This is a genomic window from Caenibacillus caldisaponilyticus, from assembly GCF_002003465.1.
GTDB classification, from domain to species: Bacteria; Bacillota; Bacilli; order Bacillales; family Sporolactobacillaceae; genus Caenibacillus; species Caenibacillus caldisaponilyticus.
The window spans coordinates 57,602-75,463 of the sequence record NZ_BDDQ01000009.1; the positions used below are offsets into that span (position 1 = coordinate 57,602).

13 protein-coding genes and 2 pseudogenes are annotated in these 17,862 nt (G+C 50.5%); 12 read left to right on the forward strand and 3 right to left on the reverse strand.

Annotated elements, in window-relative coordinates; translation table 11 throughout:
* Positions 1-2 precede the first annotated feature (2 nt).
* From CCB157_RS04040 to odhB, 4 genes are all read left to right on the forward strand, one after another.
* The gene (locus CCB157_RS04040; RefSeq protein ID WP_077614646.1) at positions 3-1,139 is read left to right on the forward strand and encodes a bifunctional cystathionine gamma-lyase/homocysteine desulfhydrase; all 1,137 of its coding nucleotides are present in this window, start codon (positions 3-5) and stop codon (positions 1,137-1,139) included.
* A gap of 304 nt (positions 1,140-1,443) precedes the next feature.
* Entirely contained in the window at positions 1,444-1,680 is a 237-nt protein-coding gene (locus tag CCB157_RS17530; RefSeq protein ID WP_158077193.1) for a YrhC family protein, read from the forward strand.
* Positions 1,681-2,079: 399 nt separating this feature from the next.
* Positions 2,080-4,914 (forward strand): 2-oxoglutarate dehydrogenase E1 component, encoded by a 2,835-nt coding sequence (locus tag CCB157_RS04050; RefSeq protein ID WP_077614648.1) that lies wholly within the window; start codon positions 2,080-2,082, stop codon positions 4,912-4,914.
* A 17-nt stretch (positions 4,915-4,931) separates the two neighbouring features.
* Complete coding sequence (gene odhB / locus CCB157_RS04055) at positions 4,932-6,203, forward strand: 2-oxoglutarate dehydrogenase complex dihydrolipoyllysine-residue succinyltransferase (protein WP_077614649.1); 1,272 nt, start codon at positions 4,932-4,934, stop codon at positions 6,201-6,203.
* Positions 6,204-6,470: 267 nt separating this feature from the next.
* On the opposite strand, the gene CCB157_RS04060 is transcribed toward odhB, so the two are convergent.
* Positions 6,471-7,652, reverse strand: a complete 1,182-nt coding sequence (locus CCB157_RS04060; protein ID WP_077614650.1) for a C40 family peptidase — start codon at positions 7,650-7,652, stop codon at positions 6,471-6,473.
* A 689-nt stretch (positions 7,653-8,341) separates the two neighbouring features.
* Here CCB157_RS04060 and CCB157_RS04065 point away from each other — a divergent pair.
* Positions 8,342-9,076, forward strand: a complete 735-nt coding sequence (locus tag CCB157_RS04065; RefSeq protein WP_143286917.1) for a S24/S26 family peptidase — start codon at positions 8,342-8,344, stop codon at positions 9,074-9,076.
* 298 nt (positions 9,077-9,374) lie between these two features.
* Here CCB157_RS04065 and CCB157_RS04075 read toward each other — a convergent pair whose 3' ends face one another.
* Positions 9,375-9,842, reverse strand: coding sequence for a helix-turn-helix transcriptional regulator (locus CCB157_RS04075; RefSeq protein WP_077614653.1), 468 nt, complete (start codon positions 9,840-9,842; stop codon positions 9,375-9,377).
* A gap of 90 nt (positions 9,843-9,932) precedes the next feature.
* On the reverse strand, positions 9,933-10,118 hold the full coding sequence (locus tag CCB157_RS04080) for a hypothetical protein (RefSeq protein ID WP_077614654.1): 186 nt from the start codon (positions 10,116-10,118) through the stop codon (positions 9,933-9,935).
* Positions 10,119-11,045: 927 nt separating this feature from the next.
* Here CCB157_RS04080 and CCB157_RS04090 point away from each other — a divergent pair.
* From CCB157_RS04090 to CCB157_RS04120, 7 genes and pseudogenes are all read left to right on the forward strand, one after another.
* On the forward strand, positions 11,046-11,939 hold the full coding sequence (locus CCB157_RS04090) for an ornithine cyclodeaminase family protein (protein WP_143286920.1): 894 nt from the start codon (positions 11,046-11,048) through the stop codon (positions 11,937-11,939).
* Positions 11,899-12,369 (forward strand): annotated as a pseudogene (locus CCB157_RS04095) (sigma-70 family RNA polymerase sigma factor); the annotation flags it as partial. The gene CCB157_RS04090 and the pseudogene CCB157_RS04095, both read left to right, overlap by 41 nt.
* 294 nt (positions 12,370-12,663) lie before the next feature.
* A complete protein-coding gene (locus CCB157_RS04100) occupies positions 12,664-14,025 on the forward strand; it encodes a C1 family peptidase (protein WP_077614658.1) in 1,362 nt (453 codons plus the stop codon).
* Positions 14,026-14,411: 386 nt separating this feature from the next.
* Positions 14,412-14,627 (forward strand): annotated as a pseudogene (locus tag CCB157_RS17945) (ArsR/SmtB family transcription factor); the annotation flags it as partial.
* A gap of 93 nt (positions 14,628-14,720) precedes the next feature.
* Positions 14,721-15,119 (forward strand): SRPBCC family protein, encoded by a 399-nt coding sequence (locus tag CCB157_RS17950; RefSeq protein WP_238594588.1) that lies wholly within the window; start codon positions 14,721-14,723, stop codon positions 15,117-15,119.
* 1,130 nt (positions 15,120-16,249) lie between these two features.
* Complete coding sequence (locus tag CCB157_RS04115) at positions 16,250-16,480, forward strand: hypothetical protein (RefSeq protein WP_077614660.1); 231 nt, start codon at positions 16,250-16,252, stop codon at positions 16,478-16,480.
* Entirely contained in the window at positions 16,473-17,846 is a 1,374-nt protein-coding gene (locus CCB157_RS04120) for an arsenic transporter (RefSeq protein WP_077614661.1), read from the forward strand. Before CCB157_RS04115 ends, CCB157_RS04120 begins: the two co-directional genes overlap by 8 nt.
* Positions 17,847-17,862 lie beyond the last annotated feature (16 nt).

The window sequence follows — 17,862 nt, forward strand, 5'->3', positions numbered from 1 at the left end:
GCATGAAGCCGAAGACGAAAGTCATTCATGCGGGAATCACGGGGGACGCGACCACCGGCGCCGTCACCGTGCCGATCTATCAGACAAGCACTTATGAACAGGATGCGGCCGGCGTTCATCGCGGTTATGAATATTCCCGGACGAAAAACCCGACGCGCGCCGCGCTCGAAGAACTGATCAAAGATCTTGAAAACGGCGAGGCGGGGTTTGCGTTCGCCTCCGGCATGGCGGCGATCACTTCCGTCATGATGCTGTTTAATGCCGGCGATCACGTCGTTTTGACGGATGATGTCTACGGCGGCACCTTCCGGGTCATGACAAAGGTGCTCAATCGCCTCGGTTTGGAAGCCACGTTCGTCGACACGAGCGATCCGGACAATGTGAAGCGGTCCATCCGCTCCAACACCCGGGCGATCTATGTGGAAACGCCCACCAATCCTTTGTTGAAGATCACCGATCTTCGCGCCATGAGCGCGATCGCCCGCGAACACCAACTGTTGTTCATCGTCGACAACACGTTCAGCACGCCGTACTGGCAGCAGCCGCTTGACCTCGGCGCGGACATCGTGATCCACAGCGCGACGAAGTACATCAGCGGCCACAGCGATGTCGTCGCCGGTTTGGCCGTTGTCAAGACCAAGGAATTGGCCGAACGCTTGCATTTCATTCAAAATTCCGCGGGGGCGGTGCTCGGCCCGCAGGATGCTTATCTCTTGATCCGCGGCATCCGTACGCTTGCGCTGCGCATGGAAGCGCACGAAGCGAACGCCCGCGCCATCGCCGAATATTTGAACGGACATCCGAAGGTCAAGAAGGTGTATTATCCCGGTCTGTCGACGCATCCGGGGCATGACATCGCCAAGCGCCAAGCGGCGGGGTTTGGCGGCATGATTTCTTTCGACGTCGGAAGCGGCGAAGCGGCAGACAAAGTGCTCGCCCGGGTCAAGTACTTTACCCTTGCCGAAAGCCTCGGGGCGGTGGAAAGTTTGATCTCCATTCCGGCGAAGATGACCCATGCGTCGATTCCCCGCGATCGCCGCGAAGCGCTCGGCATTACCGACGGCTTGATTCGCCTTTCCATCGGCGTGGAAGATCGGGACGATCTCATCGCCGACCTCGAGCAGGCGTTGAATGGGTAAGAAAACGCCGGACACGGTCAACGGTTGGCACCGCAACGGACTTCATTTCGCGTTTTTGCCCGCCGCGGCGGGTCGCGCCACGCTATGGGATCAGCCATAGAACGCCCCGATCCCGCGCCGTCGCGGCATCCGGATGCGAATGGATCCTCTGATTCGCGCCTTTGGACAGCAGCGTTTCGTTGATTTCCGTCGCCCGAGTGACGGCGCGCGGACAACCGGGAAGCAAGACGCTCTTGTGCTTGCCAAGAATTACAGGTTCGCGCCTGTCCCCATCCGTGTTAAAGTGGAACGGGGAGGGGAGATCATGCGCGACAAACCGTTGCACAAATTAAAAGCCGATATTGTCGATTACCAGCGCTTCAGTTTGATCTTCTTGTTTCTGAGCGCTTATCTGTTTCTCGGTTCAGCGCTGCCCTTCGAAGACAAGACGCAAGTTCAGACCATGGAAACCTTTTTGGGAAGTTTGCTGCTTTTGGGCATTTCCGCATTTTTTTACCGCAAGATGCGCCAGGCGCTCGAAGTTTACGAGAAAAAGCAGTAAGTGCGAAAATCCGTCAATGGATGCGGCGACAGCTTTTCGCTGTCGCCTTTTTATATACACAACGGAAGGACGGGCGATTCGGGTGCGTCCGTTCGCCTTCACCCTTGGCGCTGTCCATTCATTATGTTATAAATAGGATGTTATAGTGAGCCATTTCATTTCGCAAAAAAAGTCCGAACCGTCTGTTACTTGAAGAATCCCGATTTTTTGTACTAAAATGGCTAGGGAAAAACATTTTTAACATTTAACAAGATCGGAAAAGGGGAGAATGAGGACCGGTGGCATGGATGACGCTTACGGATCGGGCACATAGCCCGTGAACCGCTACCCGTGCGGACCAAACTCTTTAAAACAATGGGTTCTAAAGTGCCATTACAAAACAGGTTAGGAGTGTCACGCATGGCAACGGACAGAAACGGTCATGAATCGCCATGGCAACAGCTTTACGGGCCAAACCTCGGCTATGTTCAAGAACAGTATGAACGCTATCTCGCCGACCCCGATTCGATCGATCCCGAGCTCAAACAGCTGTTCGATCAATGGGGCGCGCCGCCGTCTGCTTCAGGGACGGCTGCACCAAATATTGAAAGCGGTGTAGATCTTGAAAAGATCGTCGCTGCGGTCAAATTCGCCGATAATATCCGAGCTTACGGACATTTGGCCGCTGACCTTTATCCCGTCAACGGGCACGATGCGGACACGCGCATGCTTGAACCGTCGAACTACGGATTGACGGAAGCGGACCTGAGAGCTATACCGGCCCGCTTGGTTTGGAAGGGAGCGCCCGCCGATGTGCGCGACGGGTGGGAAGCCATCCGACGGTTGAAAGAAATTTACACCCAGACAATTGCTTATGATTTCAGCCACGTCCACGACGCGGAAGAAATCCGCTGGTTATATGAAATGGCGGAATCCGGGGCCTTCAAACCGGCCATGACGGCGGAAAAGCGCAAGGCATTGCTCAAAGAGCTGACGGACGTTGAAGGCTTTGAAACCTTTTTGCACCGCACGTTCGTCGGACAGAAGCGCTTCTCCATCGAAGGGGTGGACGTGCTCGTCCCGATGCTGAATGAAATCATCCGCGAAGGCGTTCACGACGGCGCGAAAAACGTCATCATCGGCATGGCCCACCGCGGGCGTTTGAACGTGCTCGCCCACGTCTTGAAAAAACCGCTCGAATTGATCATTGCCGAATTTGCCCACGCGCCGCAAAAAAGCCATCCGGCCTCGGATGCCGCGGCATATATCAATGAAGGCTGGACCGGCGATGTCAAATATCATTTAGGCGGCAAATACGCGATCAAAGAAGGCGAAGCCGTCGTCGCCCGGCTGACGCTCGCCAATAACCCGAGCCACCTTGAAGTGGTCGATCCCGTGGTGGAAGGATACACCCGAGCCGCCCAAGATGACCGCAGCCGGCGGGGTTATCCGGAACAGGATCAAAACAAGGCGTTCGCCATCCTCGTCCATGGGGACGCGGCTTTCCCGGGTGAAGGCGTCGTCGCGGAAACTTTGAATTTAAGCCGTCTGCGCGGCTATCAAACCGGCGGCACCATTCACATCATCGCAAACAACCTGATCGGCTTTACGACGGAGAGCGATGACGGGCGTTCGACGCGCTATTCGAGCGATTTGGCCAAAGGATTTGAAATCCCCGTCATCCACGTCAATGCGGACGATCCGGAGGCCTGCTTGGCCGCCATGCACTTTGCTTACGAATATCGCAAACGCTTTAAAAAAGATTTTCTCATCGACCTGATCGGTTATCGCCGGCTCGGCCATAACGAAATGGACGATCCCGCGGTCACGCAGCCGAAGCTGTATGAACGAATCAGCAATCATAAACGCGTTCGTGTCCTTTACGCGGAAAAGCTCGAATCCGAAGGCGTGGTGACGGCCGAAGAAGTTGATCGTCTCGAAAAAGAAGTGCAAAACAAACTTCAGGCGATTTATGACGAGATCAGAGCGAACAACAACGGAAAAATTGAAGAAAAAGACTTGCCGCAAGCGGTGCGCGGAAAATGGCCCGACGTGGACACCTCCGTTCCGCTCGACAATCTTAAGGCGATCAACGCCGATCTCCTGAAATGGCCGGACGGTTTCCACGTTTACCGCAAGCTCGAAAAAATATTGATGCGCCGCGCCAATGCCCTGGATGAAGGCGGTAAAGTCGATTGGGGCCATGCGGAGGCGCTGGCTTTCGCCACCATCTTGCAGGACGGCACGCCGATTCGTTTGACCGGACAAGACGCTGAACGCGGAACGTTTGCCCACCGCCATCTCGTCCTTCACGACGAAGCGACCGGCGAAACGTATTCGCCCCTGCACGGGCTGCCGCAGGCGAACGCGTCGTTTGCCATCCACAACAGCCCGCTGACGGAGACCGCTGTCCTCGGTTTCGAATACGGATACAATGTGTTCGCGCCGGAGACGCTTGTGCTTTGGGAAGCGCAATACGGCGATTTCGCCAACGTCGCCCAACCAATTTTTGATCAATTCATTTCCGCCGGCCGCGCCAAGTGGGGACAAAAATCCGGTTTGGTCATGCTGCTTCCGCACGGGTATGAAGGGCAAGGCGCCGAACACTCGAGCGCGCGTTTGGAACGGTATTTGCAACTTGCGGCTGAAAACAACTGGACCGTCGCCAATCTGACAAGCTCGGCCCAATATTTCCACATTTTGCGGCGGCAGGCCGCCATGCTCGGAACCGACCGCGTGCGCCCGCTCGTTTTGATGACGCCGAAAAGCCTGTTGCGCCATCAGGCGGTCGCTTCTCCCGCCGAAGCGTTTACGAATGACCGTTTCCATTTGGTTCTCGAACAGCCGGGACTCGGCACGAAGCCTGAAAGCGTCGAACGCCTGGTGCTTGCCAGCGGCAAAATCGCCATCGACCTCGCCGCGGCCATTGAGGCGGAGCCCGAGAACGAGGCGCTCAATACCATTCATATTGTGCGAGTGGAGCAATTATATCCGTTCCCGGAAGAGGAAATCCGCGCCGTGCTCGGGCGCTTCCCGAACTTGAAAGAGATCGTATGGGTTCAGGAAGAGCCGAAAAATATGGGCGCTTGGACGTTTATGGAGCCGCGTCTGCGCGCGCTGGCGCCGGAAGGAGTCCCCGTCCGCTACATCGGCCGTCCCGATCGGTCAAGCCCGGCCGTCGGCGAACCCGACGTTCACAAGCTTGAACAAGAACGGATTATCAAAGAGGCTTTAAGATCCATGTCACGCGTCTGATCTGAGGAGGGAACACTGTGATTGAAGTTAAAGTGCCGGAATTGGCCGAATCCATTACCGAAGGAACAATTGCGAGATGGTTGAAGAACGTCGGTGACAAAGTCAATAAAGGCGACGACATCGTGGAGCTTGAAACCGACAAAGTCAACGTGCAAATTTCCGCCGAAGATGAAGGGGTTTTAACCGAAATCAAAAAAGGGGAAGGCGAAACGGTCGAAGTCGGCGAAGTGATCGCCGTCCTCGATGAAAGTGCGGCCGGCGCCGCCCCTGCAGCTAAACCGGCCAACGCACCGGCGGCCAAAGCGGAAGAACCCGCCGGCGAAAAAGCCGCAACCCCGAAACAAGCCGAAGCGCCGAAACCGGCTGCGAACGCTCCCGCCGCCGAAACTGACCGTCTCGTGGCGACTCCGGCCGCCCGCAAGCTCGCGCGCGAGCTCGGCATCGATTTGAAAACCGTGACGGCCTCCGATCCGCTCGGCCGCATTCGCCCTGAGGATGTCCAACGCCAAGCGGCCCAAGCCGCAGCCCCGAAAGCGGCGAAGGCGCCCGCGCCGCAAGCGAAAGATGCGGCGGTTGAAAACCCCGCCAAACCGGTTGAGCGCATTAAAATGTCGCGCCGCCGCCAAACGATCGCCAATCGCTTGGTCGAAGTGCAACATACGGCCGCGATGCTGACGACCTTCAACGAAGTCGACATGACGGCGATCATGGACGTCCGCAACCGCCGTAAAGAATCGTTCGCCCAACGCCACGACGTCAGGCTCGGTTTTATGTCGTTCTTCACGAAAGCGGTTGTCGGGGCGTTGAAAGAGTTCCCGCTCTTGAACGCGGAAATTCAAGGCGACGAAATCGTCGTCAAGAAATATTACGACATCGGCATTGCCGTCTCGACCGACGAAGGCCTCGTCGTTCCGGTCGTTCGCGATGCCGATCGGTTAAGCTTTGCCGGCATCGAAAAAGAAATCGAGCGGCTGGCGAAGAAGGCGCGCGAAAACAAATTGTCGCTTGCCGATCTGCAAGGCGGCACCTTTACGATCACCAACGGCGGCGTCTTCGGATCGCTCATGTCGACGCCGATCTTGAACGGCCCGCAAGTCGGCATCTTGGGCATGCATAAGATCCAATGGCGGCCCGTCGCCATCGACCGCGAGCGCATGGAAATCCGCCCGATGATGTATGTGGCGCTGTCCTACGACCACCGCATCATCGACGGCAAAGAGGCGGTCAGCTTCCTCGTTCGTGTCAAGGAATTGCTGGAAGATCCGGAATCGCTGTTGCTTGAGGGCTAATTCGAGAGGCTGTCTCAAGGACGCGGGATACGAAATCCCGTGTCCTTTTTAATTGAATGAGTCCATCATTCGATGGCTGAGGCGTTTGCTCAAACGGCGGCCGCGAAGGCGAGAGCCGACGGGAGGGCAGGATGAAGCAGGAAGAACGGCGTGACCGAAAAAAGCATGAAAACATCCATGCGGTGGCGAGTGGAGAGAAAGGCAAGTAATAAGAAAGCAAAAAAGAGCTTTCACCATAATCGGTGAAAGCTCTTTTTTGACGAGATTTCAGTTGAGGACGCGGCGAGCCGTTACATAAGCATGATTCCAATATCCGCTACCCATATTAGCAATATCTACTCCAGTGCTACTTTGTGAACCAATAAAACGATTACCTCCGATATAAATACCAACATGACTAATTACACCAGGGCGCTTATTATTAGTAGCAAAGAAAACTAAATCCCCAGGTTGTAATTGATTCCGTGAAACAGCGTTCCCAACAAACTTTAGACCAGACGTTGAACGTGCGCCTAAATTGATACCGATTTGTTGGTAAGCCCAGTTGACGAATCCGGAGCAATCGAACAGACCGTGGACCGGATCCATCGCCCCCCATTTATATTGAGTATGTCCGATAAGGGACTTAGCCGCATTCAGCATATCATCGATGGATCCGTTGGCGACGGCTTTCGGAATGTAAGCCAACGTCTCGATGTGCTCGGCGGAGGAGGAACCGGAAGCGCGATGCGCCGACGTCGTGTGCGCGGCTTGCACATCATGGGTAGCTTGGACATGCCCCGTTGCTGCTTGCGCGCGTGCGGCGGCAAGTTTGGCGATATCGCCGTTGATTTCGTCTTCCTGTCCGTTCAAACCGTTGAGCACGGTCTGTTTCTTGGTGAGTATATCTTTCGCTTGATCGACGAGTTGATTGAGCTTAGCGAGCTTGGCTTGCGTCGCTTTGAGATCGTTGCGGACTTTGGCTTGCTGTTTTTCGAGCAAGCGTTGATCTTCTTTTTGTTGCCGGATGATGTCTTGATCGTGATCGGTGATGTTATAGATCGCGACGACCCGGTTCAAAAAGTCGCCGAAGTTCTTGGAACCCATAAGGATCTCAAGCGCGTTGACCGATGCGCCGCCGTTCATGTAAGACGCCCGCACGCGCTCTTTCAACAATTCTTGGCGGTCGTTCATTCTTTTTTTCGTTTCGGCGATTTTTTGATTCAACGTGTCGATTTCTGACTTTATCCTGCCGATTTCAATTTGCGTCTTGGAAATTTGTCCGGTCAAGTCTTTGAGTTGGGCGTTGATTCGATCGATTTCGCTTTGAACCTTGCCCTTTTGTTGCTGCACGTCATGCTTCTTTTGAACGAGATCGGAGTATGTATTGGCTGATGCGCTGATCGGCAACGTGAGGAGCATTCCGCCGACGCACACGCTGACTAATTTCGTTGTAAGCCCTTTCCCCATTTGTTCCTCCCCCTTAACGCATGGGTATCATTCAGGCACCCCTATTTAACTGAATCTATTATAACAACAGATCGCGCCTTGTAATTTTACTTATTATTAAATAAATGTTTCAAAACGGGGCGGGTTTGTAATATATTTAAAAACTGTTTAATAGATTGGCGGATTTTGTTGAAATGAGGGGGGACCAAATCGGTTTTCAGGTCGGATTTACAGGAATCGTTCGATATGGTCGGGGTATCGTCTAGTAGCTAAATCGGGCATTTTTTTGGGCACCGACGGAGCGATGTTGAGCGCTCGTCCCGTCAGTCGGCAGGTGCTGAAGATGTGATTACTTTCGGCGGATCGGAAATGTTTCGGGGGTGTATAGTTACCGAAAATTCGTAAAAAATAGTTTTACAGAAACGGTGGTGTTCTATATAATGAACATAAAATAAAAAGATGAAATGATCGTTGCCGTCGTTCTTTTTGTCCACTGATGACCGCATGTTTTTAGCAATTATAACCAAGCGAGGCTTTAGGGAGGCGGGTTCTTTATGTTGCGTTTATCGCTTGTCGTGTGGCGCCTTGTCACGAAGGTGGGAGGCGGGGAATTTTGAATCGCGGAATGATAGGAAGAATGCACAGATGCTTCATCGGCGGGAGCGGTCATGGAACTTTATGGCATCTCGGAAAAGCGGAGGGGCTCGTCCATGAGTCACGCACGTTTTCGGTTCTATAATCGGGTGAGACCGGTTGGGCTTTCGTTTTCATGGCGCCGCGGATCGGCTGACCGGCAATGGGACGGACGAAAGCGACTGCTAGACAGCGACCGGTACGGAGGGATATCCGGAGACGGTCAAGCACCGAAGACAGGGCGATACGGCCATGAAACCACCCGCACTCTTCATCCCAATCGGACGAAGGCCGCGGCGGAGGCTTCCATCGGGGATGAGGCGAAAAGTTTTGGGAGCCTGCTCAGGCGCGTCATCGCTGAGAAAGGGAGCGTTGAAATCCCCTCCAACGGTGTGAGCATGTTTCCTCTCATCCGCGAAGGAGATCGCTGTGTTTTCGGCCCGATTGATCCGGAACGGATCAAAAAGGGAGACATCTATTTGTTTGAATCGGAAGACGGCGTGCTTCACGCTCATCGACTTTCAAATATTTTCCATCTCCTCGATGACACGATCCTCATGTTCCGCGGCGACGCCCGTTTAACGGCAGATAAACCGGTCCGCTTACCGGATTTGATCGGTAAGCTGGTGCGCATTCAGAAAAAGCGCATCGTGCTTTCGGCGGACGGCTGGCCCGCGCGTCTATGGGGCCGTTTGGCGTTGCATGGGTCCTTGGCAAACCGGCTGTTGACAGTGTATCTCTTTTATAAAGAAAGGAAGGGCGCGGCGCGCGGAAAGAGGCGGAACGTCAAAACATTCAAGCGCCGGGAATAAAGGGTTCCGGTTTCGTTTTTTGTTGGTTGGCCGATCGCCGAGCGCTTCCTCGGTGATCGGTGCGCGCCGTCACTTCCGGAATCCGTGTTCATTCGCCCGGTATTTATCGTCAACCCTCGGCGATTGGACCGGCACAAGAAGGGCGCTCGCGCAAAGAGAGAGCGCCATTTTGATGGCCCGGCCGTTTTCGCTCGGGACGCTCAAAACGGTCAGAGGCTGGGCAAGCCGCGGATCAAGCGACCCATTTATGATTTGTCCAGGGCGAATCAAAGAACGGCGTCTTCTTCGCGCGATGGCCTCACGATTCCGCTGTTTTTTCGCTTGCGACGGACGCGAGAAACCGTTCGGCATCTTCTTCAGAGAGCGCGTTGTACCGCCTTTGCGAATGCTGATCGATAACGCGGTAATGGCCGGCGACGATGTTTTCTTGTAAAACGTAAGGACCGGCCTTTTTGACGTCTTGCCACCATTTTCGCTCATTCTCAATGTTCTTTTGTAAGGCGACGTGGCTGCCCCGAATCAATAAATCAATGATTATGAGGGGATCGTCCCCGAGCAAATCGTTGAGCAGTTGGCTGTCGCGATAGATGGTGGAGAAGGCGACAGCGACCGTCCAGCTGGCTTTCTTTCTGCCCTTTTCAATTTGAATGAGCGTTTTTTTGGAGATCCCGAGCTGCTCGGCGACTTCATCTTGGGTCAAGCCTTTTTCAATTCGAATGAGCTTCATTTTTTCGGATATGAGTTCTATGAATCGGTCTTGGTTCATGTGGATCAACCTCCCGCCATATCGGATAAACGGCAATGATTTTGTGATGTCAAGTTCGGATAAGACGTTCTGGCATGTTTGTTCTAACCATTATCGCCAATGGAAGAGCGCGATGAGCACACAGGCAGGAACGGCAATGAGAGCGAGCGCTGCAATGACGGTGACTTCTTTTCTTATCGTCCGCTCATCCTGTCTTTGATCGCCCGAAACTTCGAGAATCATATACATGCCGCATCCGATCGCGATCAAACAAAGCCATTGCATAAGAAAAAACATGCCGATCCCAACCCTTTAAGGATTTCTTTTAGTGAGATTTTACACCTGGATGCGGCGATGAACATGCACCAATCGGCGCAGGTCGGAAGTCCCGATTTACCATCAATGTTTTTGCGGGGATAACGGATTCCCTTCGGTGAAAAGGCAAAAAGGAGGGACAGACGTGGACAAAACCGGATGCCGACACGTCCTTAATAAGGACCCGTCGAGCCATGCGATACGGTTCCTTTCATCCAGTCGCTCCATCTTTTTCTTGATGACGTGAATCCGCGTGTCAAAAAAAGTTCTCAGTTACAATATTCATGATTGGTGACGAAATTGTGTCCTTACTTGGCGAAAAAACTAATAAGGGAACAAAAGACAACGGATGGCATGGACCGTACGGGCGGCTGAGGATGTGCGTTTCAAATGCGCGGGGGCATTTCAAAGGACGGGATACTTTCTCCGAGAAGACCTATCGCTCAATGATAAACATCATTGAACCCGGTTCGGTTAATAGATTAAAGGCATAAAACAAGCCGGCTGAAGGCCAATCCATCTCCTCAATTAGACTCAAAAGTTCTCTATTAAACTCCCATACCCGCTCGTTCATTCTACGCGACGCCTGATGAGCATCGGGAGCGTCAAACCGTGATGCCCGTTTGAGGGATGACGTCGTTACCGCAGTCTTCCTTCGCCGCTTCAACAAAATAATGCGAAGCTTTCCGGCAAGCTGGTTCCTCCTTGTTATCGACACCAATGGAACCCATTCTTTAGTAAGAAATGTTATTGAAATTTTAGCTACAAATCAATCTTTGAAATTTTTAAAACTATATTTTATAATTTGTTATCAAATGAAATCCATGCAAGATATAAGGGCGTGAAAGGGATGATTATGTGGTCGCATATCGGGTTTTAACGGACCACGACGTGCAAGAATTGCTATCTATGGACGAAGCCATACGGAAAATCGAGGATGCTCTGTTTGAGAAAGAAGAAGGAACGCTCGTCGCACCGCCGAGATTTCGAGTGGAGGTAGACCGCGGGTCTCTCGTCTTCACAGCTGGCGCCGCCACAGGCTCGGAGAAACTGATCGGCTTCCGAGTGTACGATACATTCCCTGGAAACGATTCGGATCACAATCAAATCGTCGCCGTGTTCAGCTCAGAAACCGGGGCATTGAGAGGGATTGTCATCGGTCAGGCGATCGGGATGGTACGGACCGGTGCAATCGGCGGGGTTGCTGTGAAACACATGGCAAGGCCCGATGCAGAGTCATTGGCCGTCTTGGGAACAGGTCATCAAGCACGTGCGCAGCTTATGGCTGCCCTTGCTGTTCGTGACTTCAAGACGATCAAGGTGTACAGTCGAGACCCGGATCGCCGCCAGCGCTTTGTCAAAGAGATGAATCGAAGCATTGGCAAGGAAATTCGAGCCGTGGACTCCGCTCAGGAGTGTGTGGATGGAGCCGACGTTATCCTTTGTGCAACAAACAGTCCAGTTCCGGTATTTTACTCCGAATGGGTCAAAGATGGGGCTCATATCAACACCATCGGGCCAAAGTCTGAAAATGCACACGAAATCCCGATCGAACTGATTGAGCGAAGCAGTGTATTGGTGACGGATTCCCTGGAGCAGCTCCGAGCATACCCGAAGCCACACATAGCCGTACGGGAGTCACGAGCGGGCAGAATAGCCGAGTTGTCGGACATCGTCACAGGGAAACAGCCAGGGCGACGCTCGCTGAACGACATTACATTATTTTTCTCTGTGGGGCTAGCAGGTACAGAGGTCGTTGTGGCTGGAGAGGTATTGCGGAAAGCGGAAGGAAAAGCTGACTAAAATGGGAGCACGGATTGTGCTCCCATTTATCAGCACAACTGTTGACATTAGAATGGAAATCCTCATGCATTTAAGAAGCTTGAAGAAAACCCGCAAAGACGTCTCGCTGAACGATCCGATCGGCCAGGACAAAGAAGGAAACGAAATCAGCCTCATCGACGTCTTGAAGTCCAAAAACGAAGATGTCGTCGATGAAATTTCCTTAAACATGGAAAAGAAAAAGATCTACCATTACTTACACATTTTGGATGATCGCGAAAAGGAAGTCATCATCGCCCGCTTTGGACTGGATAATCGCAAGGAACTGACCCAACGCGAAATCGCCAAAAAATTAAACATTTCCCGGAGTTATGTTTCCCGCATTGAAAAACGCGCGCTCATGAAGCTTTATAACGAGTTTTACCGCCGGCCCTATAAAGGGAATACCTAAGAAACGGTTCGTTCCCCTCCCTGCTTGTCGACGAGCCCCCTGTCTGCGTATTCGAGCTGCAAATTCCTTCCTTAAGTTAAAAAACGAATGCGTTGAAGTCGCAAGCGCCTTTTTGAAACGCAAAAAATCCCTTAATGACATGGTTTTTTCGGTTTCGTCGTTCATCACGAAGACGGATCGGATGCATTTTCATTTTCACAAAGGAAGGAGAAGAAAACGAAGTTATCGAATATATTTAACAATCGATCACCAAATAGAAAATCGCATGCCATCTTATAGAGAGGAAGCGAAGCCATGACTGTAGAATTGGGGAAAAAACATATCATCTCACAAGAAATGATTGAGCGCTTCTCCAAAGATTTTCGCGGCGACCCGATGAATCGGATCTTGATGAACGCGATCAAGAAAAACGGCGTTCAAGCGGTCGCCATGAACCAAGATGTTCCGGTCGCCATGCAGTATACGTTTTCGCACGAAATTAAAACCGGCGAGATCACGAATCAAAAACAGAGCGGGCGGTGCTGGTTGTTTGCCGCCTTAAACACGCTGCGCCAACACGTCATGCGCCATTGTGATTTGGAATCGTTTGAGTTCTCCCAGAACTATCTCATGTTCTGGGATAAGTTTGAAAAATCCAATTATTTTCTGGAGAACATCTTGGAGACGCTGGATGAGGAGACGGACAGCCGCCTTGTCGCCTGGTTGCTGATGGCGCCCGTCAATGACGGCGGACAGTGGGATATGTTCGTCAATCTCGTCGAAAAATACGGTTTGGTTCCAAAATATGTCATGCCGGAAACGTTCCAAAGCAGCCAATCGCGCGCGATGAACCAATTGTTGACGGCAAAATTGCGCGAAGATGCGGCCAAATTAAGGGCGCAATATCACAAATACAAGCGCTCGGAAGCCGAGCTGCGCGAACAGAAAGCCGCCATGTTGCAGGAAATTTATCGCATCCTTTGCCTTTGCCTCGGCGAACCGCCTGTCCGTTTTGATTTTGAGTACCGCGATAAAGCTCAAAAGTTTCACAGGGATCCCGATTTGACGCCGCAAGAATTCTACCAAAAATACGTGAACGTTGATTTACACGAGTACGTGAGTCTCATCAACGCGCCAACGTCCGACAAGCCGTTTTATCGGACTTACACGGTCAAATATCTCGGTAATGTCAAAGGCGGAAAGGATGTCCTTTATCTGAACGTCGAAGTGGATGTACTGAAGGCGCTTGCGATCAAACAGCTGCAAAACGAGGAGCCCGTATGGTTCGGTTGTGATGTGGGCAAAATGATGGACCGCGAGACCGGAATTATGGATACGGCGCTGTTCGACTATGCGACCGCGCTTGGCGTTCCGTTTCATTTGACCAAGGCGGAACGTCTCGAATATGGCGACAGCCTCATGACGCACGCGATGGTGTTTACGGGAGTCAATTTAGTCGACGGCAAGCCGAATCGCTGGAAAGTGGAGAACAGCTGGGGCAAGGATATCGGCAACCGCGGGTTTTTCGTCATGAGTGACGCCTGGTTCGACCAATTTGTCTATCAAGTCGTCGTTAAAAAGAATGATTTGCCGGAGCATCTGCAAACGGCGTTGCAACAAAAGCCGATCGAATTGCAACCTTGGGATCCGATGGGCTCATTGGCGCTGGCGTACTGATCCATTGGGTTGTTCCGAACACTACCCAACCTCCGAGAGCGGTGTGGCCCATGCCGCTCTCGGAGGTTTTTCTGTTGAAAGCATTTATTTTCCATAAGCCTGTGACGACAGGGCGAAAAAAGGTAGAAAACGTTGACGCAAGAAGGGAATACGATTTGTTGCAGTTATAACGACGTTCAGACTTTCCATTAATTTCTCGGCGCAACTCCTCTGAATGAAGGTCGTTATATAGGAAAATCCTATTAACTGCCTTATCCAACATCGCCAACACTTGATAGGTCGGATGAACTTGACATGACACCGATTGGTGTCCTATGATATAGACACCAATCGGTGTCCTTTTAGCCGAGATTAGGAGGAGGGTGATTTTGACCGAGAAAAGTCAAATGCGAGATATTTATCACGCCGTTGCCGATCCAACACGGCGCAAGCTGCTTCGTCTCTTGGCGGATGCGGATGAGCTGCCCCTCCATGAGTTAACGGCTCATTTTGATATGGGGCGTACGGCGGTTTCCAAGCATTTGGCAGTCCTCAAAGATGCCGGTCTCGTCACCGCCCGAAGAGTCGGCAGGGAAACGCTGTATCGGCTGAATGCCGCTCCGTTGAGGCAAATTCAAGATTGGGTATCTTATTACGAGAAATTCTGGAAAGAAAGAATGATCGTTTTAAATCATTTACTGCAGGAGGAACAAAAAATGAAAACAGTTTCACTGGATTTTCACTTTAAGAGTCCGATCGAGAAGGTGTGGTTCGCTTTAACGGATTCGAATACTCTCTCGAAATGGATAATGGAGAATGATTTTAAACCGGTCGTTGGACATAAATTTCAGTTTCGGATGAAGCCGACAAAAGGGTGGAATGGCATTATAGATTGCGAAGTCCTCGAAGTGGACGAGCCTCATCGGTTATCGTACACATGGGTAAGCCTTGGGGAAAGCAATAAGGTTACTTGGACTTTGAAACAGGATGAGGATGGAACTACTCATGTGCATCTCGATCAAACCGACATCAGTTCGGAGCAAGCATTCAATGGAGCGAAATATGGTTGGCAGAGCATGGCTAAACAGCTCGAAAACGTGTTGGCGGAACTGTAAAACGAATGTTATCCATCAGAGGCGGTGGCGCCGCGATCCCTGACGAGTCGCGCGGGGGCCGATCGCAATAATGCCACGCACGTCCAAATCCGCTTGTTAAAGGGCTTTCCCAAAAGTCATCGACGATGACTTGGGAAAGTCCTTTTTCTTATCAAAAAAACACGATAGCGTATTGAACGAAGAACGATGATGCCAAGCCGAACATGACCGAAATCTTGGCGAGTGTTTTCGTTAAAATGGTCAGTTCTATTACGTCACCAGCTTATACGCAGTCTTACTGGGCATCATACATTGAATTAGCAAGACAATTTGGAGGTGGTCTATTAATCCCGGGGAAAGAAAAGAACCACGAAAACAAAAAGGCTATCGGGAAAAGGCACAACCTAACCGAGAAAATCAAGATTAAATATGGGCACGGGAAAAAACGCGGCACAGAATAAATAAGCCTAAGGACTCCTTAGATAAAAGACGAAGATTAGATGAAAAGGCACAACACCCATGGAAAAGATAAACACGGTCCACATAAAAAATGAATTGTTCAAGACGAAAGCATCGATTTGTCGTTTTCATGGTAGACATGTCCATCCGCACTAATTGGAGAAAAAATCAATGCAAAATTCACCGATCCGCATTCCTTTAAATGGCTTATAAATAAAATGGCTCGTATTCAATGTTCCGGAAAAAATCACGCGAAGGAAGGGTGTCAGCAGTCAAAGATCACTTTGTACTCTTGACCGGTGAGTAGCATCCGTGACGAGTTGCCTGAACAATCGTTAGAGTACCTCTCACTTATTCCCCCGTTCAGAACAATCCGCCAGTTGTACAGCAAATGGCCGTAAACTTAAAACATGACTCCGATTAATAAAAGGATAATGTCAAAGAATAATCTTCCAAAGCTTAATAATAGACGCCACAGACCACTTCTTCCCAATGAAAGCGGTGGAAAATGATCATTCCAGCAAAACAAATTAAGTATTGGTGTCATCCTTTTCAGGTATACCGTGAGGAAAAAATGATGGATAAACAAGAAAATTCGATTCTGGTAAAAATAGTCCCTTGGGAAAGTTTGGTTAGCAGTGCCAATACGTCGCGGAATGATTAGAAGGTAATTATGAAGGGAGGGCAATCCCGTGATTTCTATTTTCTTGGTATTACTAACAAGCGGATTTTTACTGTATAAGTTTTTAAGGCCTCCCAATGCTTTGCATTCAGCGGAGAATACGGGAGAGACTGTCAAACAAAAGCCTGTTCTTGATCTTCATCCCCAAATCCAGCCAAACGTTAAGCCGATCGATCCTGCTTTTCTTCAACATCATTTTATGAAGAAATCCATTAAAAGTATGGCGAATACCAATGAGTAATATAACGGAATTCTTGATGGTGACGATCTTCGCCCTGACTGTTTTTTTTATCATATGGAGACCGTTCGGCATCAATGAGTCCATTCCAACATCTATTGCGGCAGCCTGCATTTTATTGCTTGGGATTGTTCCCTTTAAAGATGTGCTGACTATCTTTGAAACGGTAAGCGGTGCATCTATCACAATTCTTTCCACAATTGTGATGTCCATCGTGTTAGAAAGCATTGGCTTCTTTCGATGGGCGGCTATCAATTTGGCATTAAAGTCCAGAGGATCTGGCGTGTTGCTGTTTTGGTATATAATCCTGCTTTGTTTTTTAATGACCCTTTTCTTTAACAATGACGGCAGTATCCTCATTACTACCCCTATCATCATTCAAACGCTGTCTTTACTGCGATTAAAACCGGCCCAACAAGTTCCGTATCTTATTTCGGGAGCGTTGGTCGCCACAGCTGCAAGCGCGCCAATTGGCGTCAGCAATCTGGCCAATTTAATCGCTCTAAAGATTGTCGGATTGGATCTAAACGCCTATGCTACCATGATGTTTGTCCCATCGATGGTCGGTATTGCTTGTATCGCAGTATTACTTTATGTCTATTTCAAAAAAGACATCCCGATTACCTTCCAAAATCACTCAAAGCCAAAGGATCTAAACAATCTGTTGTCTGAATATCCAACAAAAAAGTTGTCACATCCTTTGGCTGCGAAAACATTAGGACAAGAGAACATTGACTGGAAGATGTTTCGTATCTGTATCGGTGTCGTCGTACTCACGCGTATCAGTTTCTTTGCACTCGCTCCGTTTGGCATCCCGACTGAATGGCCTGCCATAATAGGAGCGATTTTATTAATCATGATCAGATGGTATAAGAAAAAGATCGGTGCAAAGGATATTTTGAAAAAAAGTCCGTGGCATATCTTATTGTTCGCTTTCAGTATGTATGTGATTATTTACGGCCTGCATAACGTGGGGTTGACAGCAGTAATCGTTGACGAGCTCGGTGGTGCGGTAGCCAAGGATCCTTTTTACGCTATCTTTATCACAGGAATGTTGCTAACGGTCTTGTCGAATGTTTGCAACAACCTTCCTTCTATCATGATCGGGACGTTTTCCATCAAGGAGATGGGATTAAGCCTTCAGACCATGCAAGTCGCCTATCTGGCTAATGTGATTGGAGCCGATATCGGTTCCTTGATACTGCCAATGGGCACATTGGCCACTCTGCTTTGGTTTTACACATTAAGACAGTACAAGATTCCTATGAATTGGGGGAAGTACTTGAGAGTCACGTTATTCGTAATTCCCGTAAGTTTAGCCCTTAGTTTGTTGTCATTGTATGTTTGGACAACGTATTTCGTGTTTTGATCATTTTGAAAGGGAG